This window comes from Rhodococcus sp. RD6.2 (assembly GCF_001040705.1).
Lineage (GTDB): Bacteria > Actinomycetota > Actinomycetes > Mycobacteriales > Mycobacteriaceae > Rhodococcus_G.
This window is the reverse complement of record NZ_CVQP01000006.1, coordinates 484,295-509,649: the sequence shown is the minus strand read 5'-3', so window position 1 is coordinate 509,649 and position 25,355 is coordinate 484,295. Positions and strand designations below refer to the sequence as shown.

Here is a 25,355-nt window from a genome sequence, read left to right as displayed (position 1 = left end):
CGAGGCGAACCAGTGGCCACCACGTTACCCCACTTTCCCCCACATTCAAGGCGAACACTCGGCGAACAAGCACCTCTTCAGCCTGTCTTCGCAGGTCAATACCGTGGTGGAAGGTGGGGGGATTTTCGTGTGTCCTGCACCACCGCAGGGCCACCCCGCAGCGCTCACGCCGAAATCCCAGGTCGTGGACTCGCCACGTTCGCATTCGTCGAGCGAAACCACCCGGGCCGTGCGGAGTGGGGAGATGTGGGTGACCCACGTGGGGAGTCGTGGGGGGGCTCGCTCCACGCAACTCCCCCGCACACCACGGGTGCGCACACGACAAAGGCGCGACACCTCGTGGTGTCGCGCCTTGGCGCTGCGGTTCTCGGAGTTTGCCTACTCCTGTTCGAACCGCTTCTTGAAGCGATCTTCCATGCGGGACGAGAACCCGCCGCCCTTACGGCCGCCCGAGGGCTTGCTCGCCGCAGTGGCTGATCCGGACTTCTCGCCCGATCCTGCCTTCACAGCCGCGCCCGATCCCCGCAGGAACAGGACGCCGGCTCCGAACATCACAAGGAAGCCGAGCAGGCTGATGATCAGAAACGCACCCGCCTTCGCCGCGAGCGGAATGCCCGCGACGAGAAGGATGAGACCCAGAACGAAAAGAGCCCCCGCCTGCATCCGACGCTTGCTCGAGGCCGCACGCATGCGGCCACCTCTCACAGAGGATGCGAACTTAGGGTCTTCGGCGTAGAGAGCGCTCTCGATCTGATCGAGCATCCGCTGCTCGTGCTCGGAGAGTGGCACGGTTACCTCCCCCGGCACATCAAGGTGGCGGGGGAATCGTGGGTCGATTCGACCGGTTGCCGCCGTTCGCGGCTACCTGCCGTCAATGATACGAGTACACGTCACCGCGTACCACCTACTCCGCATACGAGTTGTCCGAGAATTTCGTTCGGACGCGGAGATCGCCTGGTGGACAGTTCCACCGGAGTCACGCCGACCTACGTCCGAGACCGATCTCACCGGGCATTCCGTGACCCCTGCGTGCGGACAGCCTGTCCTCGACGACCGTCAGGAACCGGGAGACCTCGGCATGGAATCGATTGGCCTCACCCATCGTGATCGTGCGGGATATGCCCGACTCGATCGCGGCGCGCGTCTCGGAATGCGCGGCGAAGAACTCCGCCCACCCGGCGAGGTCGGGCTCGACACGACTCAGCAGGGCCCACGCACTCCTCGACCCGGACCGGGCCGTGCGCCCCGCCAGCGCTGCACCCGCGCCTCGCAGTGCAGCGAGATAGGCGGCCCGAAACCGGTCCGCCGGGTCGTGAGCTCCGGCAGCTTCCGCCAACAGCGCATCCGCTCGGTCGAGCAGATTCACCCGAATTGCCATCTTCCGAACACCTCCCCTGCGCCGGGCCCGACCTCGCGACCGAACCGACGGGGGGCGACGCGCCTACCCCTGCGCGACGTACCCGTCGGTGGGATGCTCCTGGACCCGCAGCCTTGCCGTGCAATCCGGCGAAGCGCGCTTCCCTCACGCTTCACCGGATTGCCGGTATCGAACATCCGTTCGACCTATTCAATATAACTGCACCCACCGACACGCAGTCAAGAGAGAGGGTGAGTCCGGTCGACACCACCCCCGCACCCCGGCTGGTCGAACTGTCCGCAGCCGACCTGCGCGCCCACCTCGACGAAGCGCTCGCCGTCTACGTCGAAGCGATGAACTACCCCAGGGGCACCGAACTGCACCGCGCCCCGATGTGGGCGGAGCACGCCACCCGTCCGGGATGGCGTGCGATCGCTGCCTTCACCACCCCTCACCGCGACACCGGCGCCCCCAACGGCGACGCCGGAGCCTCGGCGCACCCCGGCACGTCGCTGGTCGGCATCGCCTACGGCTACCGCGGCGCCCCGCACCAGTGGTGGCATCAGCAGGTTCGAGAGGGTCTGCGTCGCTCGGGTGCAGACCGGCGTACCACCGAGTCGATTCTCGGCGACTACTTCGAGCTCACCGAACTCCACGTGTCGCCGCGCGCCCAGGGACACGGCACGGGCGCAGCGCTGCTGACGGCACTGCTCGCCGGACGTCCGGAAGCCCGGGTGCTGCTGTCGACCCCCGAGGTGCCCCTCGAGGACAACCGAGCCTGGCGGCTCTACCGCAGGCTCGGATTCACCGACGTGGTGCGGCACTTCCGGTTCAGCGGCGACAGCCGTCCCTTCGCGGTACTGGGCCGGGAGCTACCCCTCCACGGCCCCACCGCCGCCCCCGGAGTCACGTCATGATCGACGCCGTCGTCGTGGGTTCCGGACACAACGCGCTCGTCTCGGCGTGCTATCTCGCCAAGGACGGGTGGTCGGTGCAGGTCCTCGAACGGGACACCGAACTCGGCGGCGCCGTCTCGACCGTGGAGCGGTTCCCCGGACACCGCGTGGACCGCGGATCGTCGGCGCACATCATGGTCCGGCACACCGGGATCGTCGAGGAGCTCGACCTCGCGTCGCACGGCCTGCGCTATCTGGACTGCGATCCGTGGGCGTTCGCGCCTGCCCCGGCGGGCGATTCGCGTCCGGGCATCGTCTTCCACCGCGACATCGACGCCACCTGCGCGTCGATCGCGGCGGCGTGCTCGCATCGCGACGCCGACGCCTACCGACGATTCGTCGAGGTGTGGGGACCGCGGACCGCGTCGGTGATGAAGGCATTCGGTGCGCCGCCCACCGGTGGACGCCTGGTCCGCTCGTTCTGGGGTCTCGACACCGGCGCCGGCCCCGCCACCATGTCGCGGGAGTTCCTGGCGTCCGGCGACGCCCTGCTCGACGACTGGTTCGACGACGAACGCCTCAAGGCGGCTCTGGCCTGGTTCGGTGCGCAGTCGGGCCCACCGATGTCCGAGCCGGGCACCGCGCCGATGGTGGGTTTCGCCGCGCTGATGCACACGATCCCGCCCGGTCGCGCAGTCGGTGGCAGCGGCGCGTTGACCGCGGCCCTGGCATCTCGGTTGGCGGCGGACGGGGGCACGATCCGGTTCGGGGACGCCGTCGTGGAATTGCGCCGGGACGGCGACGGCTGGGTGACGCGCACCGAGGCGGGCCACGAGGTGCGCTCCCGTACCGTGATCGCCGGCTGCCACGTCCTCACGACACTCGACCTCCTCGAACGCGGCGGATACGACGCGCAGCGGATCACCGACTGGCGACGCCGGATTCGCGTCGGACCCGGTATCGGCATGGTGGTGCGCCTGGGCACGTCCGCGCTGCCGCGGTATCCGAGTGCTCCCCCCGATGCGACGGTCACGTCCGGGCTGCAGTTGCTCGTCTCCGATCGCGCTCAACTGCGGCTCGCGCACGGCGCAGCCCTCGCGGGTGAACTGCCGCCGACACCTGCCGTCCTCGCGATGAGTTTCAGCGGCCTCGACCCCAGCTTGTGTCCACCCGGCGAGCACCAGGCGACCCTGTGGTCGCAGTGGCATCCGTACCGGCTCTCGGGCGGTCGCCGCTGGTCTGATCTGGCCGAGTCCGAGGGCGACCGCATCGTCGGTGAGATCGAGCGCCTCGCACCCGGTTTCGCGGGTTCCGTCACGCACCGCCTGGTGCAGACGCCCGCCGACCTCGAGTCGGAACTGGGCCTGATCGGCGGCAACGTCATGCACGTGGAGATGTCGCTCGATCAGATGTTCATGTGGCGTCCTCTCCCCGAACTGGCCGGACACCGGGTGCCCGACGCGAGCGGGCTGTACCTGACCGGCGCGTCCACCCATCCCGGCGGCGGCGTGTCGGGGTCGAGTGGCCGCAGCGCCGCGCGAATCGCGCTGTCGGATGCGAGATTCGGCAGGTTCCGCCGCCTGCTGAACAGATGAGTCGGCAGGCCCCGACCGTCGTCGCCGCGGTGGTCGCGGTCTCCGCACAGATCGTCTACCCGCTCGTCGACGGCGACGCCCGCGACACCGTCACCGTCGTCGTGGTGCTCGCGTTGACCGTCGCCGCGGTCGCGCATGCGTGGGCGACGCGCGGAGGCCGGTGGACCGCGATCATGCTCGCCGTCACCGCCGGACTCGGGCTGTTCTCGGAGATCCTGGGCACCGCAACGGGCTTCCCGTTCGGCTGCTACACGTATGCCGACGGCAGGCTCGGCCCGGAACTGGCCGGGGTGCCGCTGCTGGTGCCGCTGGCATGGACGGCGGGCAGCTATCCGGTGTGGATCGCCGTCACCCATGTCGTCGACCGCTCCCGACCGGCCGTGCGGGTCGCACTGGCGACCGTCGGCATCGTCGGCTGGGACCTCTACCTGGATCCGCAGATGGTCGCGGACGGTCAGTGGATGTGGTGCTCGCCGCATCCCTCGCCCCCCGGGCTCGAACCGATTCCGTGGACCAACTACCTGGGTTGGCTGCTGATCGCGGGCGCGATCGCCGTCACCCTCGCGTGGCTGGACCGGTCCCGGCCCACCTCGACCCGACGCGAGGACGTCGTTCCGCTCTCGCTCTTCCTGTGGACCTGGCTCGGATCGGCGCTGGCCCACGCCGTCTTCCTCCCGGAACTCGGGTGGTCCGCGGTCTACGGGCTCGTCGGCATGGGGATCGTCGGCGTGCCGCTGGTGACGCGTTCTCGGCGGGCTGGCACCATATCCGAGTGCTCACCGACACCCCGCCCCGTGTTCGACGACCGCGCGCCCGAGTGGCCGCACTGACCGCGCTGCTGCTGCTCGCCGTGCCGCTGCTCAGCGGATGCCTGCGGGTTCAGGTGTCGATGGGCGTGTCCTCCGACGACCGGGTGTCGGGCCAATTGGTTGCCGCAAACGTCCCCACCAGCGCCGAGGACAAGGGTCCCGAGCTGACGGCGCCGGACTCGCTGACCGGCAAGGTACGCGTCCAGGAGTACAAGCAGGACGGGTACGTCGGCAGCCAGGTGTTCTTCACCGACCTCACCTTCGGCGAGGTCCAGCAGCTCGGGTCGATGTCGAGCCAGACCGGGCCCGCCGTGCAGTTGAACTTCCAGCGGGCCGGTGACGTCGTCACCCTCGACGGAAAGGCCGACCTCAAGGCCGTGCCCGACAGCAGCGACATCCAGGTCACCGTCGCGTTCCCCGCGCGGGTCGCGACCACCAACGGGACCAGGGACGGCGACTCCATCGTCACCTGGAAGCTCGTCCCCGGCGAGGTGAACACGATGCGCGCCGAGGTCCGGTATCAGGATCCGAGCACCAGGGGCTTCGCGGGCTGGGCGGGCATCATGGGCGGCATCACCCTCGGTGTGGCAATCGTCGTCGGCGTGATGGCCTACGTGAAGCGGGACCGCTCTCCCCGGTACGTGCGCAGCGACGGCGCCAACCAGAACAAGGTGTGACGCGCCGATTCGTCGGTGTCCCGGTCGCGGTGTCCGCGGGAGGGCTGGCCATCGCGGCGCTGAATGCGGCGACCGCGCCGCGTCTGCGCGCGGGTTCACCCGTCACCGAGCCGGTGACGGTGTGCATTCCGGCTCGCGACGAGGTCGAGACGCTGCCGCGGCTCGTCGCCGACCTGCGTGCGCAGCGCGGGGTCCCGGACCTACGGATCCTGATCCTGGACGACGATTCCGGTGACGGGACGGCGGCGTCGGCCACGGCAGCCGCCGCGGCCGACGGCAGGTTCTCGATCGAGGAGGCCGAAGGCGATCCCCCGCCCGGATGGCTCGGCAAACCGCACGCCTGCTCGCGACTCGCGGACCTGTCCGCCGATCGCGGCGGTGTCCTCGTCTTTCTCGACGCCGACGTCCGACTCGCCCCCGACGCGCTGGCCGCTGCCGCGCGCGCCCTGCGCGAACTCCGGGTGGATCTGTTGTCGCCGTGGCCCTTCCAGGTCGCGGTGACGGCGGGCGAGCGACTGCTGCAGCCGCTGCTGTGCTGGTCATGGCTGGCCACCGCGCCGTTGCCGATCGCGAACCGCAGCACGCGCCCGTCGATGGCGGTGGCGTGCGGCCAGTTCATGGTGTTCGATGCCGACGCCTACCGCGCCGTCGGAGGGCACCGGGCCGTCGCCTCGTGCGTGGCCGAGGACCTGGAGTTGGCGCGAACGATGCGCCGCGCGGGCAGACGCACCGCGGTCGCCGTCGCCGGCGAGTTCGCGTCGTGCCGGATGTACTCGTCGGCCGCCCAGGTTCGAGACGGTCACGGCCGCTGGCTGTGGACGCAGTTCGGGTCCCCGGTCGGCGCCGCGGCGGTGCTCGGCGTGACGGTCCTCGGGTACACGGCCGGCCCGCTCGTGACCCGTCCGCGCCGGTGGGGTGCGGCGGCCTTCGCCGCTGCCGTGGCATCACGGCTGCTGGCTCGCCGAGTCGAGTCGGGACGCGCACTCACCGTGCGGGACGGGGCCGACGCCGCCGCGCACCCGCTGTCCGTGGCGGGGCTCGCGGCACTGACCGTCGACTCACACCTACGACGCCGCCGCGGCACCCTCACCTGGAAGAACAGGCCGCTCCGCGACTCCTGAGCGACTTCGCCCCGACCACAGGGACTGACGGGCGCCTACGCGACGTGGGACGCCAGGCCCAGGTTCGTGAGCACCTCACGAGTGGCCCGCGCGAAGTTCAGCGTGATGAAGTGCAGGCACGGTGCCCCCTCGGAGATCAGCCGCTCGGCGAGTTCGGTGGCCACCTCGATGCCCACCTCGCGGACGGCAGCCCGGTTCTCCTCCGGGCCGTCCCCGGCGGCCCTCGTGAGCCGCTCCTCCAACACCGCGGGCAGCTTCGACCCCGACAGTTCGAGACTGCGCCGCGCCGACCGCAACGATGTGATCGGCATGATCTCCGGGATGATCGGCTTCGCGCCCTGCTCGGGGTCGAGCGCGGCGACCCGGTCCCGCAGTCGCAGGTAGTCGTCGACGTCGAAGAACATCTGGGTGATCGAGTATTCGGCGCCTGCACGGAGCTTCGCCACCAGGTACTTCGTGTCGTGGTCGAGGTCCGGCGCCCGGTAGTGCCCCTCGGGGAACGACGCGACGCCGACGTGGAAGTCGCCCATGTCGCGGACCAGGCGAACCAGTTCCTCCGCGTACTCGACGCCCTCTGGATGCTTGACCCAGTCACCCAGCGGATCGCCCGGGGGGTCGCCGCGCAGCACGAGGACGTTGCTGATTCCGCGGTCCGCGTATGCGCCGCACATCGTGCGCAGCTCGTCGACGCTGTGCCCGACCGCGGTCAGGTGCGCGACCGGAAGCAGCGTGGTCTCCTCGGCGAGGTCGCCGGTCACGCGCACGGTGCGGTCTCGGGTGGACCCGCCCGCGCCGTAGGTCATGGACACGAAGGCCGGGCCCATGCGCTCGAACTCGCGGACGGCACGCCACAGCCGCGCTTCGGCGTCGGCGTCGCGCGGCGGAGAGAACTCGACGGAGAACGGGATCCTGCCCTCGGCGGCACCGATGCGGTCGACGATGGACGGGGTCCGGGTCACCCATCCCTCGCTGGACCGCCCCCTGACGGCATCAAAAGTCACGGCCCAATCATAGGGGCGAGCCCGTGGGGCGATCACCGGCCACCACTAGGCTGACGTCCATGACCACCCCTCCCGGCCCGACCATCTCTCCACTGCCGGCTGTCGAGGCGGCATTGCGCGGCTTCTTCGAGTCCCGTCGTCCCCTGACCGAGGCGGTCGGTGGCACGTTCACGGACGCGACGGCGACGCTGGAGGCGTTCGTCCTGCGGGGCGGTAAGCGGGTGCGTCCGGCGTTCGCGTGGACGGGCTGGCTCGGCGCGGGTGGCGACCCGAACGGTGGGGACGCCGACGCGGTGCTCCGCGCGTGCGCGGCCCTCGAACTGGTCCAGGCGTGCGCACTCGTGCACGACGACATCATCGACTCCTCGGCAACCCGCCGCGGTTTCCCGACGCTGCACGTCGAGTTCGCGCACCGGCACTCCGTCGGCGGCTGGGCCGGAGACCCCGGGAAGTTCGGCGAGTCCGTCGCCATCCTGCTCGGCGACCTCGCCCTCTCCTGGGCGGACGACATGGTGCGCGAATCCGGCGTCGACGCCGCGGCGCAGGCCCGGATCGCGCCGGTGTGGTCGGCGATGCGCACCGAGGTCCTCGGCGGGCAGTACCTCGACATCAGCACGGAGGTCACGGGCGACGAGTCGGTGGCGGCGGCCCTGCGGATCAACCGCTACAAGACCGCGGCGTACACGATCGAGCGGCCCCTGCATCTCGGTGCCGCGCTGGCGGGCGCCGACGACGCGCTGATCGCGGCGTACCGGGAGTTCGGCACCGACATCGGTATCGCGTTCCAGCTCCAGGACGACCTGCTCGGGGTCTTCGGGGACCCGGCGGTGACCGGGAAGCCGTCCGGTGACGACTTGCGGGAGGGCAAGCGCACGGTGCTGTTCGCCGAAGCCCTGGTGCGCGCGGACGCGTCCGATCCGGGAACCGCGGACTTCCTGCGCCGCGGTATCGGCGCCGATCTGACGGACGATCAGGTGCAACGGATGAGGCAGGTCATCACCGACCTCGGTGCGGTGGACGCCGTGCAGGCGCGTATCGACGACCTCACCACGGCCGGGTTGCGTGCACTGGACGCGTCGACGGCGACCGCGGCCGCGAAGGACGAACTGCGGGCGATGGCCGTCGCGGTCGGCAGACGCAGCGCCTGATGGTTCGCACGGTTCCCGGGCCCACCGACCGCGTTGTCGTCGTCGGCGCCGGCCTCGCCGGGCTGGCCGCTGCCCTGCACCTGCGCGGATCGGGACGCGAGGTGACGGTCCTCGAACGCGACGACAGCGTCGGTGGCCGGGTCGGGGTGTTCCACGGCCCCGGATACGACATCGACAGCGGTGCAACGGTTCTCACGATGCCCGAACTCGTCGACGAGGCTCTCGCCGCGGTCGGCGCCACTGCCGGATCCGTGACCCCGCCGCTACGCATCCACCGCCTCGACCCGTCGTACCACGCCCGATTCGCGGACGGGTCCGCGCTGCGCGTGCACGCCGACGAGGACGCGATGGCCGACGAGATCGCGCGGGTCTGCGGACCCGAGGAGAGCACCCGATACCGCCGGCTGCGGGCCTGGCTGGCCACGATCTTCGACGCCGACTTCGACAGCTTCATGGACGCGAACTTCGATTCGCCGCTCGACCTGGTTCGCTCGCCGTCCGCGCGCCGCGACCTGGTGACGCTGGTGCGCCACCGCGGGTTCGGCCGACTCGGCCCTCAGGTCGCCCGCCTGGTGCACGATCCGCGACTGCAGCGGATCTTCACCTTCCAGGCCCTCTACGCCGGGGTCGCGCCGTCCCGGGCGCTCGGCGTGTACGGCGCGATCGCCCACATGGACACCTCGACCGGCGTGTACTTCCCCGACGGCGGCATGCGTCGGGTCGCCGAGGCGATGGCGTCGGCGCTGACCGATGCGGGCGGTCGGATCGAACTGGACACGGAGGTCGCCTCGATCGACTACGACGGGGATCGCGCCGTGGCGGTGCGATCCGCGGACGGACGGGTCTTCGACGCCGACGCCGTCGTCGTCACCGCCGACCTCGGTTCCGCCGAGTCCCTGCTCCCCTGCAGGCGGCTGCCGCGCCGGCCGGTCCGGCACTCCCCGTCCGCGGTCGTCGCGCACGGCACCGTCCCGGTCGCGGTCGCTCAGCAGTGGCGTGACAGCGGACACCACACCATCGACTTCGGCGCCGCGTGGTCGCGCACCTTCAGGGAGATCACCGCGCGCGCCGGTCGTGGCCGACTGATGAGCGACCCGTCACTGCTGCTCACCCGGCCCGCCTGCACCGACCCGGCCCTGCGGCTCACCCGCGACGGCGAACTGCACGAACCGCTCTCCGTGCTCGCCCCGTGCCCCAACCTGCGCAGCGCCCGTCTCGACTGGGCCACCCTCGGCCAACCCTATGTCCGGGAGTTGCTGGCGCTGCTGGAGTCGCGCGGCTACACCGGGATCGCCGAACACTTCCGCGTCGATCACCTCGACACCCCGCACACGTGGGCGGCCAAGGGCATGGCGGACGGCTCACCGTTCGCCGCCGCGCACCTGTTCGTCCAGACCGGCCCGTTCCGACGCGGCAACCTCGACACCGGCGCCGCGAACGTCGTGCTCGCCGGCTGCGGAACAACCCCGGGAGTCGGGGTACCGACGGTCCTGTTGTCGGGCAAACTCGCAGCTGCCCGCATCGCGTGCGCGTGACCGGTGACGAAACGCCAGGTGAACAGCTACGCGTCGGCACAATTCCCGGGTCGGGCCGAACACCCACTAAACTCTGTGGCCGACACTGTTCCACCGCTCCGACGCCGGTGGCTGCCGCACGCCGATTCGGGGGGAGATCCGCAACCGATGTCAGCCCCCCTGCCTGTGTCGGCCCCGCGCGGCCGTTTCCTCCGCAGTGACGCAGGCCACGCCGCGATCCTCGGAGTCGTCGGTGCGGTGATGATCACCTTCGGCAGCTTCGGCTCCGGTGCCGTACGCCGCCGCGATCCGCTGCTCGAATCGATGTACCTGTCGTGGCTGCGCTTCGGGCACGGCCTGATCCTGTCCGGCCTGATCGTCTGGATCGGCGTCCTGCTGATGATCGCGGCCTGGGTGCGAATCGGTCGCAACGTTCGAGCCGGGCTCGTTGACGTGCGGGAACTGCGCTGGGTGATCGCCGCACAGACCGCGCCCCTACTGCTGGCGGTCCCGCTCTTCAGTCGGGACGCCTACTCGTACCTCGCCCAGGGCGCACTGCTCCGGGACGGGTACGACCCCTACGCCGTCGGACCCGTCGCCAATCCGGGTGTCCTGCTCGACAACGTCAGCAACGTGTGGACGACCACAACGGCGCCGTACGGTCCGGTCTCGCTGCTCCTCGGGCAGGGCATCACCACCGTGACCGGCGACAACGTCATCGCGGGCACCATGCTGCTGCGGCTGACCATGCTTCCCGGCCTGGCCCTGATGATGTGGGCGCTGCCGAAACTCGCACGCCACCTCGGGGGCGACCCGGCGACCGCCCTGTGGCTCGCCGTCCTCAATCCGCTCGTCCTGATCCACCTGGTCGGCGGCGTGCACAACGAACTGCTCATGGTCGGCCTCATGGTCGCGGGCATCGTCCTCGCGCTCGAACGCAGGCATGTCGCGGGCATCGCGGTCATCGCCCTCGGCGTCGCGGTGAAGGCGATGGCAGGGATCGCGCTGCCCTTCGTCGTGTGGATCTGGATGATCCACGAACGAGAGAAGGCGCGCGCAAAGGGACGCGAACCGGCGTCGCCCGTCATGCTTTTCGCCCGGACCGCGGGCGCCGGTTTCGGTGTCTTCGCGGCCGTGTTCGCGGTCTGCTCGCTGATCGCGGGGGTCGGGCTCGGGTGGCTGACCGCATTGCAGGGTTCGGCGAAGATCATCAACTGGCTGTCGGTTCCGACGATCCTCGCGCACATCGTGACCGTCTCGACGTCGTGGGCGACCGGACTGCGTCTCGGACCGGTGCTCGAGGTGACACGCGCGATCTCCGCGCTGGTCATGGTGGTGGCGCTCGTCGCGATCTGGTGGCACTTCCGCAGGACCGAGAAGCAGGCCGTGCTGGGCATCCTCGTCGCGCTGGTCGTGATCGTGCTGCTGTCCCCCGCCGCACTGCCCTGGTACTACTCCTGGCCGCTCGCCGTCGCTGCGGGCTTCGCGATGTCCACGACCACCCTGGCCTGGCTCGTGGGCATGTCCACATGGCTCATGCTGGTGTTCCAGCCCGACGGGTCCATCGGTCTGTACTCGCTGCCGCACGTCCTGCTCGCGACGTTCGCGGCCGTGGTGGCGGGACGCTCACTCGTCGCGGTCGATCCCCTGCGACTGCGATCGGTGCGGACCGCGAAGGCGAACGCTCCGGTGGCCGCCGTCGTCACCGCGACCAGTGACTGACGTGACCGCCGTGGGCCTACCGCAGGCCGACCCCGACCTGGACGCCGCGTACCGGTACTGCAGGCAGCTCGCCGCCCACCACGGCAAGAGCTACCACCTCGCGACACGACTGCTCCCCGGCCGCGACCGTCCCGCCGTGCACGCCCTGTACGGATTCGCCCGGACCGTCGACGACGTCGTGGACACCTCCGCCGACTCCCCCGCCGCGCGTCTCGCGGAGCTCGACCGCATCGAGGCGGAACTGGCGGCGGCGCTGGCCGGCAATGCGACGAACACCCGGTCCGTGGTGCGTGCCGTGGCCGACACCATCACCCGGTACCACATCGCCCCCGACCACTTCGCCGCGTTCCTCACCGCGATGCGCATGGACCTGCCCGGCGCTCCCCACTTTCGGGCCACCTATCCGACGATGACGGCCCTGCGCAAGTACATGCACGGGTCGGCGGCCGCGATCGGACTGCAGATGCTGCCCGTCCTCGGCACCGTGGTCGCGACCGCCGAGGCGGAACCTGCGGCCGCGACCCTCGGTGAGGCGTTCCAGCTGACGAACTTCCTGCGCGACGTCGGCGAGGACCTCGACCGGGGTCGCGTCTACCTCCCGGCCGACGAGCTCTCCGCGTTCGGCGTCGACGCGGACCTGCTCCGCGCGTGCCGCGACCGCGGCCGCCGGGATCCGCGAGTCGACCGCGCCCTCGCGCACCTGATCGCGGTCAACCGACACTGGTACCGCCTCGCCGAACCCGGCCTGGCGATGCTGTCCCCGCGCGTGCGGCCCGGGATGGTCGCCGCGTTCGAGCTGTACGCGGCGATCCTCGACGAGATCGAGCGAGGCGGATTCCCGGTCCTGCAGCGGCGGGTGGTGGTGCCACGGCGTCGCCGGGCCGCCATCGTCGCCGCCGCGCTGACGAGAACACGTCAGCCTGCGGTGTGACCGTCACCGAGGGACCGGGTCCGAGCGCTGACGGATCGGCCGAGCGCCTCGACCTCGGAGTCCATCTGCGGCACACCCTCGGCGGCCGTCCGGCGGACATCACGCTCCCCGAGCCGCGTCTGTAGCACCGGACGCAGCCGCCGCAGCCATGCGACCCAGCCGGGGACGTCGATGTGTCGTGAGCGGTCGGCGATGCCCTTCTCGAGCCGTTCACCGCACTCCTGCACCGACACCGTCCGCCCCAACGGACCGGGGAGCGAATTCAGCATCGACCGGAACGATGCGAGGTCGGCCTTCGCTTCCCGCACGAGCGGGGTGTCGATCCACGCCATGTGGGCGGACCCGACGTCGACGCCGCGGTGCGCGACCTCGAGGCGCAGGGCGTTCGCGAAATGTTCGAGGCCGGCCTTCGAGGCGTCGTATGCGGCCATGCCCGGGGACGGGACGTAGGCCGCCGCGGACGACACGACGAGCACGTAGCCCCGGCGGTCGATGATCGAGGGCAGGGCTGCGCGAACGGTGTGGAATGCGCCGATCAGGTTGACGTCGATCACCCGCCTGAACGCCGCCGGGTCGACGGCGAGGACGGAGCCGTAGCTGCCGATTCCCGCATTGGCGACCACGACGTCGAGTCCCCCGAACGCGTCGACTCCCGTCGCCACCGCGGCGTTCATCGACCCCAGATCCGTGACATCGGCGACGGCAGTCGCCACCCGGTCCCCGAGTTCCGCGGCCAGAGCGTTCAGGGGAACCTCGTCGAGGTCGACGAGAACGAGTCGGGCGCCGCGGCGGTGCAGCCGCTGGGCCACCTCTTCCCCGATGCCGCGCGCTGCGCCGGTGATCAGTACGACCTTGCCTGCAAGGCTGCCCACCGGCGTGACGTTACGCCGGTGGACGGGCGTCGACCAGGGTCAGAACGCCATCGCCTGCGCGCGACGGACCACCTCGCGCGCCGAGTCCGTGTGCAGGGCAGCGACCGGAGTTCCCGGCAACGTGTCGTCCTCGGTGAACAGCCAGCGAAGGATTTCCACGTCCGTGTACCCGCCGTCGCGCAGGACGCTCAGCAGGCCGGGAAGCATCCGGACGACGCCGTCGTCGGAGAAGAAGTCCTCGGGCACGGAGATGATGCCGTCACGCCGGATCGCGATCAGCTCGCCGTCGCGCAGCATCTGATGGACTCGTGTGACCACGAGACCGAGGACCTTGGCCACGTCGGGCAACTGCAGCAGCGAGACGCTGGGATCGAGGACGTCGTCGGTGTACGGAATGGCACTCACACCCGCTACGGTATCGGGTTCGGCCGACGGGTGACCGCGCTGGCTACGATCGATCGCACAGGACCGCCTAGGGGCGGCGTCGACCTGCCTGCGGGCAGCATCACGAGAAGCGAGGTAACTCCGGGTGGGGGCAGGCGATCAGCGGCTCATCGGCGAGCTGCTCGAGCGACGTTATCGGGTGGACGCCCCGATCGCGCGCGGAGGCATGTCCACGGTCTACCGCGGCATGGACCTGCGGTTGGACAGGCCGGTCGCGATCAAGGTCATGGACCCGCAGTTCGCGCAGGACCCGCAGTTCCTGTCCCGATTCGAGTTCGAGGCCAGAGCCGTGGCCCGGCTGAGCCATCCCGGCCTCGTCGCCGTCCACGATCAGGGCGTCGACGGCGAACACGTCTTCCTCGTGATGGAGCTGGTCGCGGGCGGAACGCTGCGGGAACTGCTCCGCGAACGCGGACCGATGCCACCGCATGCGTCGACGGCGGTGGTCCGCCCGGTGCTCGATGCCCTCGCCGTCGCGCACCGCGCCGGACTGGTGCACCGCGACGTCAAGCCGGAGAACATCCTGATCTCGGACGCGGGTGAGGTGAAGATCGCCGATTTCGGCCTCGTACGCGCGGTCGCGGCGTCCAACGTCACCTCGTCGAGCGTCATCCTCGGCACCGCCGCGTACCTGTCGCCCGAGCAGGTCACCTCCGGCTACGCCGACCCCCGCAGCGACGTCTACGCCACGGGCCTGATGTTGTTCGAAACGCTCACCGGGCGAACTCCGTTCACCGGCGACACGTCCCTGTCGATCGCCTACCAGCGGATCAACACCGACGTCCCCGCACCGAGTTCGATGATCCCCGGCGTGCCCGCCGAGTTCGACCAGATCGTTCTCCAGGCCACCGCGCGCAACCCCGAGGATCGGTTCGCGCACGCGGGCGAGATGAGTGCCGCGCTGCAGGGCGCGGCCCGACAGCTCAACCTGCCGGACTACCGCGTCCCCGCCCCCCGACGCTCCGCACAGCACCTGAGTGCGGCGATGCAGGTCGCGGCGGCCACCACGGCCACCGAGGTGTCGGGGTCCGCCGCACCGACGGTCTCCACCGCCGCGCCGACCACTGTCGTCGCGCATCCCGCGGTCGAGCACGTCACGCCGCAGCCGACGAAGGCCGTCACCCAGCTGACACATCGCGAGGACTGGCCCCACGATCCGATGGATCCGGCCGAACGCGACGACCATCCGGACTCGCGCCGGTACGAGTTCCCCGACTTCGCTGCCGATCGGCTGCGGTCGCGGCGGTCGATGGTGATCTGGTTGACCGTGATCGTCCTCCTGGCCGCTCTCGTCGGGCTCGGGGGCTGGTGGCTCGGCTCCGGTCGCTACACGTCGGTGCCGTCCGTGGAAGGGATGAACCGGGATGCGGCAACGGCGACGATCGAGGCCGCGGGACTGACGACGGAGATCCGCGGCGAGTACTCGGACACCGTGGCCGTCGACACGCTCCTCGGCACCGACCCCGACACGGGCGCCAGGGTGCCTCGCGACGGATCGGTGGCGCTGCTCGTTTCACTCGGCAAGCCCACCGTCCCCTCCCTGTCCGTCGGTGCCGACGTCGCCGCCGTCGAGGACGCCCTCCGGTCCCGGACGTTCGTCCCCGTCGACGGCGGTGAGGCATTCAGCACCAACGCCCCCGTCGGGTCCGTCGCCGCCCTCGACCCCGGCCCCGGCACCGTGCTCCCCGTCGGATCCGAGGTGAAGGTCCTGCGCAGCAAGGGGTCACCGCCGGTCGAGGTGCCGGATCTGCAGGGCAAGACCGTTGATCAGGCCCGCGCCGAACTCGACGCGCTCGGAATCGCCGTGTCCGACACCCGCGAGGTCTTCGACGAGGACGTCGACGCGGGCGACGTGATCGGCTCCGACCCGGCATCGGGCACCACGGTCGGCGCCGGGTCGAGTGTGACCCTGACGGTGTCGACCGCGGTGAAGATGCCGTCTTTCCTGGGGCGCACCGTCGGGTCGGCCCGGGACGAGCTCAAGCGCCTCGGCCTCGACGTCGAGGTCCGGAGGGTATCGAAGTCCGACAAGTCACTGGTGGTCGCACAGAATCCCGGTGTCGGCGAGCGAATCGAGCCCGGCGGCACCGTGACGCTGACGGCCCTGCCCTGACGAACACCCGGTAACGCGCGCCTCAACTCCCTCGACACACAGGACACACGTCCAGAGGAGGACCGATGCCCCGTCGCTCGCTGTGGCTGGCCGGCCCACTGGCCGCGGTCGCCGTTCTCGCCGCACCCGCCGCTGCCCACGCCGCCGACGCCTGGCCGACGGTGCCGGACTATCCGACCCCGCTCGTCCCGTTCGAGAAGTCGAACTTCCTGACGCCGGACAACCCCGCGTACTGGAATCCGTTCGTCAACCAGGATCGGCTGACGTCTCCGTACGGCAACAGCACCCGCATCGTGTGCACCGCCTTCCACGGCGTGCTGCTGGAGTGCTGGCAGGCCGACCGCGACGGCAACCCGCACAAGCTGGTGCAGCTGCCCTCGAACCTGCCGAACGTCACCGGGTCGTCACTGCCCGGCGGCGGACCGGGCCACTTCGTCTACCCGGCGTGGTCTGCGCCGATCTAGCGGGTTCCGGTCAAGACTGCGGCGTGTAGATCGCGAACGCCCCGCCCTGCGGGTCGGTGAGCACCGCGAACCTGCCGGCGCCGGGGATGTCGGTGCCGGGGACGTGCACCATGCCACCGAGCTCGGTGGCCTTCGCGGCCGACGCGTCCACGTCGTCCACGCCGAAGTAGAGCGCCCAATGCGGCGGGATGCCCTCCGGAAAATCCGGTCCCATCGCCATCATGCCGCCGAAATCGGCACCCTCCAGCCCGAACTGGGTGTAACCCTCACCGGCGTTGACGGACCAACCGAACACCTCGGTGTAGAACGCCTGCGCGGCGGCGGTGTCGCGGGTACGCAGCTCGATCCAGCACAGTGCGCCGGTCTCGTCCCGCCGCGCGGCACCTGCAAACGCCCGGGCTTGCCACACGGAGAACACCGCGCCCGTCGGGTCGGCGAGGACCGCGAACCGACCGAGGTCGAACACGTCCATCGGCGGGGCGATCACAGTTCCTCCGGCCGCGGTCGCCTTCGCCGCGGTCGCGTCGGCGTCCGCGACCGCGATGGACACGGTCCAGGCGACCGGCTGTCCCTCCTGGTACAGCGGGCTGGTTGCGGCCACCGGGTCGCCGTCGAGGAGCATTCTCGTGTAGCCGCCCGCGTCCGCGCTGGGCTCGCCCGGGGTCCAGCCCAGCAGTTCCGAGTAGAACGCGCCCGCGGCGGCCAGGTCGGTGGTGCCCAGTTCGGACCAGCAGGGTGCGCCGAGCTGCGGTTCGGTGATCTTCATGATGCGTGCCTCACTCTCGGTGTGGGATTCATCGATCACCGCGACCATAACGCCGGGCGCCGACACCGTCGGCCCGGAACGCACCTCGGCCCGCCCCGGAGAAACCGGGACGGGCCGAGGGTCAACTGAAAATCGTTCAGCCACGCAACATTTCGGCGACCAGGAACGCGAGCTCCAGGGACTGCTGGGTGTTCAGGCGAGGGTCACACGCCGTCTCGTAGCGTCCCGACAGGTCGACGTCGGAGATGTCCTGCGCGCCGCCGAGGCACTCGGTGACGTCCTCGCCCGTGAGCTCCACGTGGATGCCGCCGGGGTGCGTGCCCAGCGCGTTGTGCACCTCGAAGAAGCCCTGCACCTCGTCGACGACGCGGTCGAAGTGGCGGGTCTTGTACCCGGTCGACGACTCGTGCGTGTTGCCGTGCATGGGGTCGCACTGCCAGATCACCTGGTGTCCGGTGGCCTGGACCTTCTCGATGATCCCGGGCAGTAGGTCGCGCACCTTGCCGTTGCCCATCCGGGAGATCAGCGTCAGGCGGCCCGGCTTGCCCGTCGGATCGAGGCGCTCGACGTACTCGACGGCCATCTCCGGCGTGGTGGACGGGCCGATCTTCAGACCGATCGGGTTGGCCATCAGCTCCGCGAACGCGATGTGCGCGCCGTCGAGCTGGCGGGTACGGTCGCCGATCCACAGGAAGTGCGCTGACAGGTCGTACAGCTTGGGATGGTCCCCGGTGTCGTCGAGACGCAGCATCGCGCGCTCGTAGTCGAGGACGAGGGCCTCGTGGCTGGCGAAGATCTTCGCGGCCTTCAGGTTCGGGTCGACGACGCCACACGCGTCCATGAAGCGCAGGCCGCGGTCGATCTCGGCGGCGAGCGCCTCGTACCGTGCGCCCGCAGGCGACGACGACACGAACTCACGGTTCCAGTCGTGCACGCGGTGCAGGTCGGCCTCGCCTGCCGCGGTGATCGCGCGGACCAGGTTCATCGCCGCACTCGCGTTCGCGTACGCGCGGACCAGGCGCGACGGGTCGTGCGCGCGGACCGCGGCGTCGGCGACGATCGAGTTGACCATGTCGCCGCGGTACGACTGCAGGCCGAGCGCATCGGTGTCGGACGAGCGCGGCTTCGCGTACTGACCGGCGATCCGAGCGACCTTCACGACCGGGAGCGAGGCGCCGTACGTGAGCACGACGGCCATCTGCAGCAGGGTGCGGATGTTGCCCTTGATGTGCGGTTCGGTGTTGTCTGCGAACGTCTCCGCGCAGTCACCGCCCTGCAGCAGGAACGCCTCGCCGCGAGCCACGCTCGCCAGCTGGTTCTGCAGGTCTTCGACCTCGCTGGCCACCGTGATCGGCGGGACGCTTTCGAGAACGGTGCGCATCGCGGCAGCCTGGTCGGCGGGCCACGACGGCTGCTGCGCGGCGGGCTTGCTCAGCGCCTCGTCCAGCTTCGTTCGCAGCGCCGCAGGCAGCGGCGGCAGTTCGGGCAAGCGGTCGATCGGCACGTCGACAGTCCAGTTCACCGATCCAGGATATTCGGTCGCGGTGACGACCGACACGGGTGGGTGCGATTGTCGCCCTCCCGTGACCGGGCGGGCCTGTCAGTCAGCGCAGCATCTGGGCCCGACGGATGGCTTCGAACTTCACCAGGTTGTGGCGGGCGTCGGCGAGCGCGTCGTGCGCGTCGGTCGGCGCGGGCGGCAGCGCGGGCCTGCCGCCGTCCTCCCAGTACTGCTTGAGTTCCCTCGTGAACCGCGGCATCGACTGCGGCAACGCCGTCATGTCACCCCACAACTGGCACAGGGCCACGTGGTCGTACGCGGCCACCCACGCCCACAGTTCGGGCACGATGCCGGGCCGCGGGATCAGGAACTTCAGCAGGTCGTCGCGGATCTTCTCGCGGCTGCGCCACGCCGGAGACGACTGCGGCGGCAGCTTCGGGAGCACATTGCTGCGAACCCACTTCCCGGCGCGGGACGCGTCGAACTCGGTGGACACCGCATAGAACTCTCGGCCGTCCTCGGCGGCCACGCCGATGGAGACCAGGTCGATTGTGCGACCATCCTCGATGAACTCGCAGTCGTAGAAGTAGCGCACGACGGGCACCTTATGCGCCCGGCACACTGGTGACGCGACCGCCCCCGAACCGAAGGATGACTTGGTGCCGACTCCCCGCGACCCCGCGACAGCAGCTGCGCAGGTCGACGCCGACCAGTCCGCGTCGTCTCGACGCAGTTGGCTGCCGCCCGCGGCGACCCCGGCAGGGGCGATGCTGCGGATCGCGGCAACGGTCGCCGCGCTGATCGGAATCGCGTACAACCTCGTCGGGTTCCCACCGCTACGTGAGTTCGCCGCCCACTACCGCATCGACCTCGACGTCTACCGGCTCGGCGGAACCGCCCTCGTGGACGGCCTCGCACTGTACGGCGCGATGCCGCCGACCGAGATCGGCAGCGCACTGCCCTTCACCTATCCACCGCTGGCCGCGATCGTGTTCAGTCCGCTGTCGCTGATCAGCCTGGAACAGGCGAGCGTCGTACTGACCGCGATCTCGCTGGCGGCACTGTTCGGCACCGTCGCCCTGACGCTCCGCTCACTCGGGATCGTCGACCGCGCGACGGCGACGTGGACGGCGGTGTCCGTGTTCGCGGGCGCGCTGCTCCTCGAGCCCGTGTACTCGACGCTCGACTACGGGCAGGTCAACATCGTGCTGATGGCACTGGTGGCCGCGGACTGCCTGCTTCCTCGGACGCCGTGGCCGCGGGGACTGCTCGTCGGACTGGTGGCCGCGATCAAGCTGACCCCCGCGGTGTTCGTGCTGTACTTCTTGCTGCGTAAGGACTTCCGCGCCACGATCACCACGGGCATCGGCTTCCTCGGCGGAACCGCACTCGGATTCCTCGTGACGTTCGACGACGCGAAGCAGTACTGGACGGACACGCTCCTGGACTCCGGCCGCATCGGCCGGCCCGCATATCCGGCGAACCAGTCGATCAACGGTATGCTGGCCCGCCTCGGGCTCGAGGATTCGGCTCGATCCGTCGTGTGGCTGGCGCTCTGCGCGCTCGCCCTCGTTGTCACGGTGATCGCGGTCCGCCGCGTACTCGCGTCCGGTCACCTCGTGCTCGCGGTGTCGTCGGTCGCGGTCCTCGGACTGCTGGCGTCGCCGGTGTCGTGGTCGCACCACTGGGTGTGGGTGGTCCCGCTGCTGATGGCGTTCGGTCACCTCGCGATCGGCCGGGCGGAGCAGGAACCGAAGCGGCGGGCACTGTGGGCGGGGTGGACGCTCGCCGGCATCGCGCTGATGGTCGTCGCCCCGCACTGGCGGCTCACACCGGGCCGGTCCAGCGGCCTCGACTGGCCGATCGTCGACCAGGTGCTGGCGTCGTCGTACGTCTGGTGGGGCGTCGCGACGCTCGTGTTGCTCGCGGTGGTCCGGCTGCCCGCTCGGACATCGACGGCAGGCGCGGAGCGGCCCGTCGCCGATCCCGTCGTCACATTCTGATCAGCAACTCCCTGATCACTTCTCCGCGACGGCGCGCTCCGGTGCGGTCGGCGTATGCGCGTTCGGGGCGGACGTCTTCAGCGACGCCGCGTAGACGTCGACGTACTCCTGTCCGGATAGCTGCATCAGCTTGTACATCACCTCGTCGGTGACGGCTCGCTCGACGAAGCGGTTGCCCGCCATCCCGGCGAAGCGCGAGAAGTCGATCGGCTCACCGACCCGGACCACGACCTTCGCCGGTCGCGGAAAACGGGATCCGATGGGATTGAGTTTCGCGGTGCCGATCATCGCGACCGGGATCACGGGCACGCCCGACGAGAGTGCCATCCGGGCCATGCCGGTCTTGCCCTTGTAGAGACGTCCGTCCGGGGAGCGTGTGCCCTCCGGGTAGATGCCGAGCAGATTGCCGTCACCGAGGACCCGCAGTCCCGCGGCGAGCGCGTCGGCCGCGGCGTCCGCGCCGGTGCGGTCGATGGGTACCTGCCCGACCGCGGTGAAGAACCACTTCTGGAATCGCCCCTTGAGCCCGGGGCCGGTGAAGTACTCGCTCTTCGCGAGGAAGGTGATGCGCCGCGGCGCCCGCAGCGGCAGATAGAACGAGTCCATCACCGCCTGGTGGTTGCTCGCGAGGATCGCCGGTCCGTGCGCCGGAAGATGTTCCGCGCCTTCGATTCGGGGCCTGCCGAGGGCGAACAGAATGGGGCCGAGAAGGACATATTTGAAGAGCCAGTACCACATGCTCACCTCCCGACCGGACGACACATCCGGTGTCGCGAACTGTACCGACGCCCGGTGTGCGCGACCAGACGACGACACGCCGGTGGTGTCGACGGTCACATCCGCGTGCGAGCCAGATCCGCGGCCCCGACCATCGCCGCGGCCTCACCGAGTTGGGTCGGGCGGATCCGGGCGAGTGGACGATGCCCCGCCCCCGTGAGCGCTCGGGCGTAGTGCTCCCGTGCATCGTCGAGGAACAGGCCCGCCGAACTCGCGACGCCACCGGCGATCACGATCAGTTCCGGATCGAAGACGTCCGCGACCATCGCCAGCCCGAGTCCGAGCCACCGTGCGAAATCCGCCATCGTCCGTGTCGCGACCACGTCTCCGTCCCTGGCCGCCCCAGCGATCCGGCGCCCGGTGAGCGATCCCGGATCGCGAGCGACCTCAGCGGCGAGCACCGTCGAGCCGGACGGGTCGGCGGCGAGCAGTTCGATCGCCGTCTCCACCAACGCCGTTCCGCTGCAATAGCGCTCCCAGCAGCCGCGCTTCCCGCACGAGCAGGGCCTGCCGTCCGGCACCACCTGGAGATGCCCGAGTTCCGGCGCCACTCCGAAGCTGCCGCGGTACAACTTGCCGTCCACCAGCAACGCGGCACCGATACCGGTGCCGATCGCGACCGTGACGACGTTGCCGCCGCCGGTCGCGGCACCGAAGCGGCGCTCGGCCCACGCCGCCGCGTTCGCGTCGTGCTCGAGCACGACCGGGAGCCCGAGGCGGCCGCCGAGTTCTCGGGCCACCTCCACCTCCACCCACGGCAGGTGCGGGGCGAATCTCACGACCCTGCGGTCCTGCGAGACGAAGCCGGCGACCGCGAGCCCGACCGCGTCGACCACGTTGCGGCCGATCAGTTCGCGGAGAGTGCGGTCGAGGGCGTCCTCCAGTGCGCTCGCCGACCTCGGGGTCGGAGCCTGCGCCGTGTCGAGGACGTCGCCGCCGGAGTCGACCACGGCCGCGCGGATACTGGTTCCTCCGACGTCGACGCCGATCGTCAGGCCGGTTCCGCGCGCTGTCGTCATGCTTCGGGATTGTCCTCGATCCGGACCTGGATCGGGACGAAGGCGCGACTCCGCGTCGCCTGCGCGTCACCGTGCGAACCCCCGCCGTCGGGACCATCGCCGCCGTCGTACTCGGCCAGCAGCGCCCGGACCAGCGCAAGCAGTGCCGCAAGCTGCGTGCTCACCAGTGTCACCAGATCGTGCGGTTCGCCCTTGACGAGGGCGACGAGCGCGCACACCGGGCACCACGAGCAACCAGAGGTTCCTCCCGCGGCATCGTCGGCAGTCTCGGTGCCCGGATCCTGTTGCGGGCCGTCGTGCGTCGCCTCCGAGGCGGCCTGCGCCGCACGTTCGAGGATCGGCTCGAGGCGGTCGAGTGCGGCCAGCGCGATCGCCCGGAGTTCGGCCATCAGCGCGGCGTGGTCGGCGGTCACTGCGGCCATACCTCCGGATTCGGCCGGAACCGCACCACGAGATCCTGCCCTTCGACACCCGCGCCGATCGCGTCGCACCGTTTGAGCACCGACGCCAGTGGCCACCGCCGCCGCACTCCGGCGGCGCCGACGAGCAGGTCGTCGCCGACGCGTCCGAGGGTCACGGTCGCGGGGTCGACGAGGGGCAGCGGAATCCGCAACGCGTACACCGAGTCCGACCCCCCTTCCGATTCGAGTTCCACCGTCGACACCAGGCGCGTCGAACCATCCGCGGGTGCGGGATCGACTCCGTCCGGAAAGGCGTCGTCGGCGACGACCCCGAGAGCGCCCAACCCTACCGGCTCGCCGCCGTCGTCGTGGACCACCCGAATCGGCAGGTCCGACAGAGCCGCACGCAATTCCGCCACGACGGCGAACTGTTCGCTGCTGCGGCGGGCGTACCACCGGCCCGACTGCGATCCGGAGTCGTCGGCCTCGTCCGGACCCGCACTCGAATCAGTCTGCGGGAGTACACCGTTGACGATGACGTCGTCGACGTGAACACCCAGGAGCGCCAGCACGGTGATCGTCCGCCGCACCTCCGCGGCGGCGACCGTCCTCGGCTCCGTCACCAGCCGGACGCCACACCGCTGCGGGTCCGTCAGCAACGCACGGATCGGCGCCGTCGACTCGACGAGACGGTCGACGAGCAACGCCGTCACGAGCTGCCACTGCGCGGCACCCCGCCCCAGGGTGACGCGCGCGTGCCGCGGCCAGATCCGCTCGACGCCGTCCGCCACCAGATCGGCGACCGTCAGCAGTCGCACGGTGCCCGCGGTCGCGGGACAGTCCACGACGACCAGGTCCCAGTCGCCGCCGTCGACGAGCTTCGTCACCTCCGCGAGCCCGAGCAGTTCCTCGGCCACCGGCAGCCCCGTCAGTTCCTCCGGTTCGGGGAGCGAGAGCGGCGAGGTGTGGTCGTGGTCGCCGCCCGCGGGCACGAGGGCTGCGAGCGTCGTGAGCCTGCGCTCGAGCAGAGCGCGGGTGTCGAGTTCGAGCATCGCGATCGCGCCTGCGGTCAACCCCGGGACGTCGTGGATCGCGTCCGCGCCGCCGGGCCTCGAGTCGACACCGAACACCGTCGCGAGCGAATGCGACGGGTCGAGCGAGACGACGAGCACCCGGGCACCCGAACGCGCAGCGGCCACCGCGGTGACGGCCGCGACGGTCGACTTGCCGACGCCTCCCTTGCCGACGACGAACTGCACCCTCGGATGCGCGTCGGCCTCCTGCGGGCTCAGCCCTCCACCCTCTTCTTGAGCTCGTTGAGCGCGGTGTCCGTGATCGCCTTCTCCGCCTTGCGTTTGAACAGCCCGATCATCGGAATCGTGAGGTCCACCGTCAGTTCGTAGGTGACCAGGGTCGACCCGTCGGGCTGCGGCGCGAGCAGGTACGACCCGGACTGCGCCTTCTGGATCTCGCCGGAAACCAGTTCCCACGACACCGCGCGACCGTCTTCGGCCCACCGGAACTCGAGAACGTAGGTGTCCTTGACCATCCCGGCGTCCAGCACGAATCGCACCCGGTGGGCACGACCCGACGGCCCGACGTCGAGGACCTCGACCGACTTCGCGGCCGCGACCCATTCCGGGTAGCTGTCGTAGTCCGCGATCACGTCCATCACGCGGCCCGGCGGTGCCGCGATCGTGATCGACCTCTTTGTCTTCTCCGACATCCGAGAACGTTCCCTTCCCTCGCGCCGTCACCCACGCCGCGGCGTCAGCTGGACTGCGGCGACTCTCCGGCGGGGCGGCCTGCCTCGAGTTCCCGCTTCGCCTCGAAGGTGACGACCTTGCCCGCGAGCCTGCGGGCGTGGTTCATTCCGGCGAGGTCGAGGGACGCAACGTCTTCGGCGGCCACACCTGCCGGTTCGGCGTGCAGGAAGTAGTGGACGATCGTGCCGTCCAGCTCGGGCTCGAGCCAGACCTCCATCGTCCCGGTGAGCGCACCGCCGACGGTCCAGCGAATCCCCTTCTCGGCACGGTCCTCCCGCACGTCGAGGCGGAGGTCCGGCCACCAACGGCCCCATTTGCGCTGCGCCGACAGACACTCGGCGACGCGCTCGGGCGCCGCCGCGATGAAGGTCTGGTCTGCGACCTGAATGCTGCTCACCCGGACAGCTTCACACATCACCCGCGATCGACGTGGCGCAGGTCGCATCCTCGAGGGTTTA

The 25,355-nt window shown here is 70.3% G+C and carries 26 protein-coding genes; 12 read left to right on the top strand and 14 right to left on the bottom strand.

The genetic code is table 11. The annotated features are described in order from the left end of the window. Window positions 1-378: 378 nt before the first annotated feature. Both RHCRD62_RS12615 and RHCRD62_RS12610 read right to left on the bottom strand, forming a co-directional pair. Window positions 379-789 (bottom strand): DUF3040 domain-containing protein, encoded by a 411-nt coding sequence (locus RHCRD62_RS12615; RefSeq protein ID WP_050065265.1) that lies wholly within the window; start codon window positions 787-789, stop codon window positions 379-381. 187 nt (window positions 790-976) lie between these two features. After that, entirely contained in the window at window positions 977-1,378 is a 402-nt protein-coding gene (locus tag RHCRD62_RS12610) for an SAV_6107 family HEPN domain-containing protein (protein WP_050065022.1), read from the bottom strand. Between the two features lie 230 nt (window positions 1,379-1,608). Between RHCRD62_RS12610 and RHCRD62_RS12605 the strand changes: the two genes are divergently transcribed. The 5 genes from RHCRD62_RS12605 to RHCRD62_RS12585 are packed head-to-tail and all read left to right on the top strand — an operon-like array spanning window position 1,609 to window position 6,455. Next, on the top strand, window positions 1,609-2,274 hold the full coding sequence (locus tag RHCRD62_RS12605; protein WP_050065021.1) for a GNAT family N-acetyltransferase: 666 nt from the start codon (window positions 1,609-1,611) through the stop codon (window positions 2,272-2,274). After that, window positions 2,271-3,848, top strand: coding sequence for a phytoene desaturase family protein (locus RHCRD62_RS12600; RefSeq protein ID WP_050065020.1), 1,578 nt, complete (start codon window positions 2,271-2,273; stop codon window positions 3,846-3,848). Before RHCRD62_RS12605 ends, RHCRD62_RS12600 begins: the two co-directional genes overlap by 4 nt. Then, the gene (locus RHCRD62_RS12595; RefSeq protein ID WP_050065019.1) at window positions 3,845-4,678 is read left to right on the top strand and encodes a carotenoid biosynthesis protein; all 834 of its coding nucleotides are present in this window, start codon (window positions 3,845-3,847) and stop codon (window positions 4,676-4,678) included. The genes RHCRD62_RS12600 and RHCRD62_RS12595 overlap by 4 nt, the downstream gene beginning before the upstream one ends. Then, window positions 4,666-5,334 carry an LppM family (lipo)protein gene (locus tag RHCRD62_RS12590; RefSeq protein ID WP_050065018.1) on the top strand — a complete coding sequence of 223 codons (669 nt, stop codon included), beginning with the start codon at window positions 4,666-4,668 and terminating at the stop codon, window positions 5,332-5,334. The genes RHCRD62_RS12595 and RHCRD62_RS12590 overlap by 13 nt, the downstream gene beginning before the upstream one ends. Continuing rightward, window positions 5,331-6,455: a glycosyltransferase family 2 protein gene (locus tag RHCRD62_RS12585; RefSeq protein WP_050065017.1), complete on the top strand. Its 1,125-nt coding sequence runs from the start codon at window positions 5,331-5,333 to the stop codon at window positions 6,453-6,455. The genes RHCRD62_RS12590 and RHCRD62_RS12585 overlap by 4 nt, the downstream gene beginning before the upstream one ends. A 35-nt stretch (window positions 6,456-6,490) precedes the next feature. Here RHCRD62_RS12585 and RHCRD62_RS12580 read toward each other — a convergent pair whose 3' ends face one another. Then, window positions 6,491-7,414: a methylenetetrahydrofolate reductase gene (locus tag RHCRD62_RS12580; RefSeq protein WP_050065016.1), complete on the bottom strand. Its 924-nt coding sequence runs from the start codon at window positions 7,412-7,414 to the stop codon at window positions 6,491-6,493. A gap of 101 nt (window positions 7,415-7,515) precedes the next feature. On the opposite strand from RHCRD62_RS12580, the gene RHCRD62_RS12575 reads away from it, so the two are divergent. From RHCRD62_RS12575 to RHCRD62_RS12560, 4 genes are all read left to right on the top strand, one after another. Next, complete coding sequence (locus tag RHCRD62_RS12575; RefSeq protein ID WP_050065015.1) at window positions 7,516-8,604, top strand: polyprenyl synthetase family protein; 1,089 nt, start codon at window positions 7,516-7,518, stop codon at window positions 8,602-8,604. Next, the gene (gene crtI / locus RHCRD62_RS12570; protein WP_050065014.1) at window positions 8,604-10,139 is read left to right on the top strand and encodes a phytoene desaturase family protein; all 1,536 of its coding nucleotides are present in this window, start codon (window positions 8,604-8,606) and stop codon (window positions 10,137-10,139) included. Before RHCRD62_RS12575 ends, crtI begins: the two co-directional genes overlap by 1 nt. A gap of 147 nt (window positions 10,140-10,286) precedes the next feature. Beyond that, on the top strand, window positions 10,287-11,840 hold the full coding sequence (locus RHCRD62_RS12565; RefSeq protein WP_050065013.1) for an alpha-(1->6)-mannopyranosyltransferase A: 1,554 nt from the start codon (window positions 10,287-10,289) through the stop codon (window positions 11,838-11,840). Between the two features lie 10 nt (window positions 11,841-11,850). Next, complete coding sequence (locus RHCRD62_RS12560) at window positions 11,851-12,771, top strand: phytoene/squalene synthase family protein (protein ID WP_050065264.1); 921 nt, start codon at window positions 11,851-11,853, stop codon at window positions 12,769-12,771. Here the strand turns inward: RHCRD62_RS12560 and RHCRD62_RS12555 are convergent. Both RHCRD62_RS12555 and RHCRD62_RS12550 read right to left on the bottom strand, forming a co-directional pair. Further along, entirely contained in the window at window positions 12,756-13,643 is an 888-nt protein-coding gene (locus RHCRD62_RS12555) for an SDR family oxidoreductase (RefSeq protein WP_050065012.1), read from the bottom strand. The two genes, RHCRD62_RS12560 and RHCRD62_RS12555, sit on opposite strands and share 16 nt — an antisense overlap. Window positions 13,644-13,682: 39 nt before the next feature. Continuing rightward, window positions 13,683-14,048, bottom strand: coding sequence for an Rv2175c family DNA-binding protein (locus RHCRD62_RS12550; protein WP_050065011.1), 366 nt, complete (start codon window positions 14,046-14,048; stop codon window positions 13,683-13,685). Window positions 14,049-14,172: 124 nt separating this feature from the next. Between RHCRD62_RS12550 and pknB the strand changes: the two genes are divergently transcribed. Continuing rightward, on the top strand, window positions 14,173-16,200 hold the full coding sequence (gene pknB / locus RHCRD62_RS12545; protein WP_050065010.1) for a Stk1 family PASTA domain-containing Ser/Thr kinase: 2,028 nt from the start codon (window positions 14,173-14,175) through the stop codon (window positions 16,198-16,200). 65 nt (window positions 16,201-16,265) lie between these two features. Continuing rightward, window positions 16,266-16,664 (top strand): hypothetical protein, encoded by a 399-nt coding sequence (locus tag RHCRD62_RS12540; RefSeq protein WP_050065009.1) that lies wholly within the window; start codon window positions 16,266-16,268, stop codon window positions 16,662-16,664. A gap of 10 nt (window positions 16,665-16,674) precedes the next feature. On the opposite strand, the gene RHCRD62_RS12535 is transcribed toward RHCRD62_RS12540, so the two are convergent. From RHCRD62_RS12535 to RHCRD62_RS12525, 3 genes are all read right to left on the bottom strand, one after another. Continuing rightward, window positions 16,675-17,430: a VOC family protein gene (locus RHCRD62_RS12535; RefSeq protein WP_050065263.1), complete on the bottom strand. Its 756-nt coding sequence runs from the start codon at window positions 17,428-17,430 to the stop codon at window positions 16,675-16,677. 136 nt (window positions 17,431-17,566) lie between these two features. Further along, window positions 17,567-18,952 (bottom strand): class II 3-deoxy-7-phosphoheptulonate synthase, encoded by a 1,386-nt coding sequence (locus RHCRD62_RS12530; protein ID WP_050065262.1) that lies wholly within the window; start codon window positions 18,950-18,952, stop codon window positions 17,567-17,569. A gap of 82 nt (window positions 18,953-19,034) precedes the next feature. Continuing rightward, window positions 19,035-19,526: a polyadenylate-specific 3'-exoribonuclease AS gene (locus RHCRD62_RS12525; RefSeq protein ID WP_050065008.1), complete on the bottom strand. Its 492-nt coding sequence runs from the start codon at window positions 19,524-19,526 to the stop codon at window positions 19,035-19,037. A gap of 64 nt (window positions 19,527-19,590) precedes the next feature. Here RHCRD62_RS12525 and RHCRD62_RS12520 point away from each other — a divergent pair, with 64 nt between their 5' ends. After that, entirely contained in the window at window positions 19,591-20,934 is a 1,344-nt protein-coding gene (locus tag RHCRD62_RS12520) for a glycosyltransferase 87 family protein (protein WP_050065007.1), read from the top strand. Window positions 20,935-20,949: 15 nt separating this feature from the next. Here the strand turns inward: RHCRD62_RS12520 and RHCRD62_RS12515 are convergent, their stop codons facing one another. From RHCRD62_RS12515 to RHCRD62_RS12490, 6 genes are all read right to left on the bottom strand, one after another. After that, window positions 20,950-21,672 carry a lysophospholipid acyltransferase family protein gene (locus RHCRD62_RS12515; protein ID WP_050065261.1) on the bottom strand — a complete coding sequence of 241 codons (723 nt, stop codon included), beginning with the start codon at window positions 21,670-21,672 and terminating at the stop codon, window positions 20,950-20,952. 95 nt (window positions 21,673-21,767) lie between these two features. Continuing rightward, entirely contained in the window at window positions 21,768-22,730 is a 963-nt protein-coding gene (locus tag RHCRD62_RS12510; RefSeq protein ID WP_050065006.1) for an ROK family protein, read from the bottom strand. Continuing rightward, window positions 22,727-23,152 carry a hypothetical protein gene (locus tag RHCRD62_RS12505; protein WP_084734227.1) on the bottom strand — a complete coding sequence of 142 codons (426 nt, stop codon included), beginning with the start codon at window positions 23,150-23,152 and terminating at the stop codon, window positions 22,727-22,729. The genes RHCRD62_RS12510 and RHCRD62_RS12505 overlap by 4 nt, the downstream gene beginning before the upstream one ends. Continuing rightward, on the bottom strand, window positions 23,140-24,390 hold the full coding sequence (locus RHCRD62_RS12500; RefSeq protein ID WP_050065005.1) for an ArsA family ATPase: 1,251 nt from the start codon (window positions 24,388-24,390) through the stop codon (window positions 23,140-23,142). The genes RHCRD62_RS12505 and RHCRD62_RS12500 overlap by 13 nt, the downstream gene beginning before the upstream one ends. 29 nt (window positions 24,391-24,419) lie before the next feature. Next, entirely contained in the window at window positions 24,420-24,857 is a 438-nt protein-coding gene (locus tag RHCRD62_RS12495; protein ID WP_050065004.1) for an SRPBCC family protein, read from the bottom strand. A 44-nt stretch (window positions 24,858-24,901) separates the two neighbouring features. Beyond that, on the bottom strand, window positions 24,902-25,294 hold the full coding sequence (locus tag RHCRD62_RS12490) for a polyketide cyclase / dehydrase and lipid transport (RefSeq protein WP_050065003.1): 393 nt from the start codon (window positions 25,292-25,294) through the stop codon (window positions 24,902-24,904). Between the last annotated feature and the right edge of the window lie 61 nt (window positions 25,295-25,355).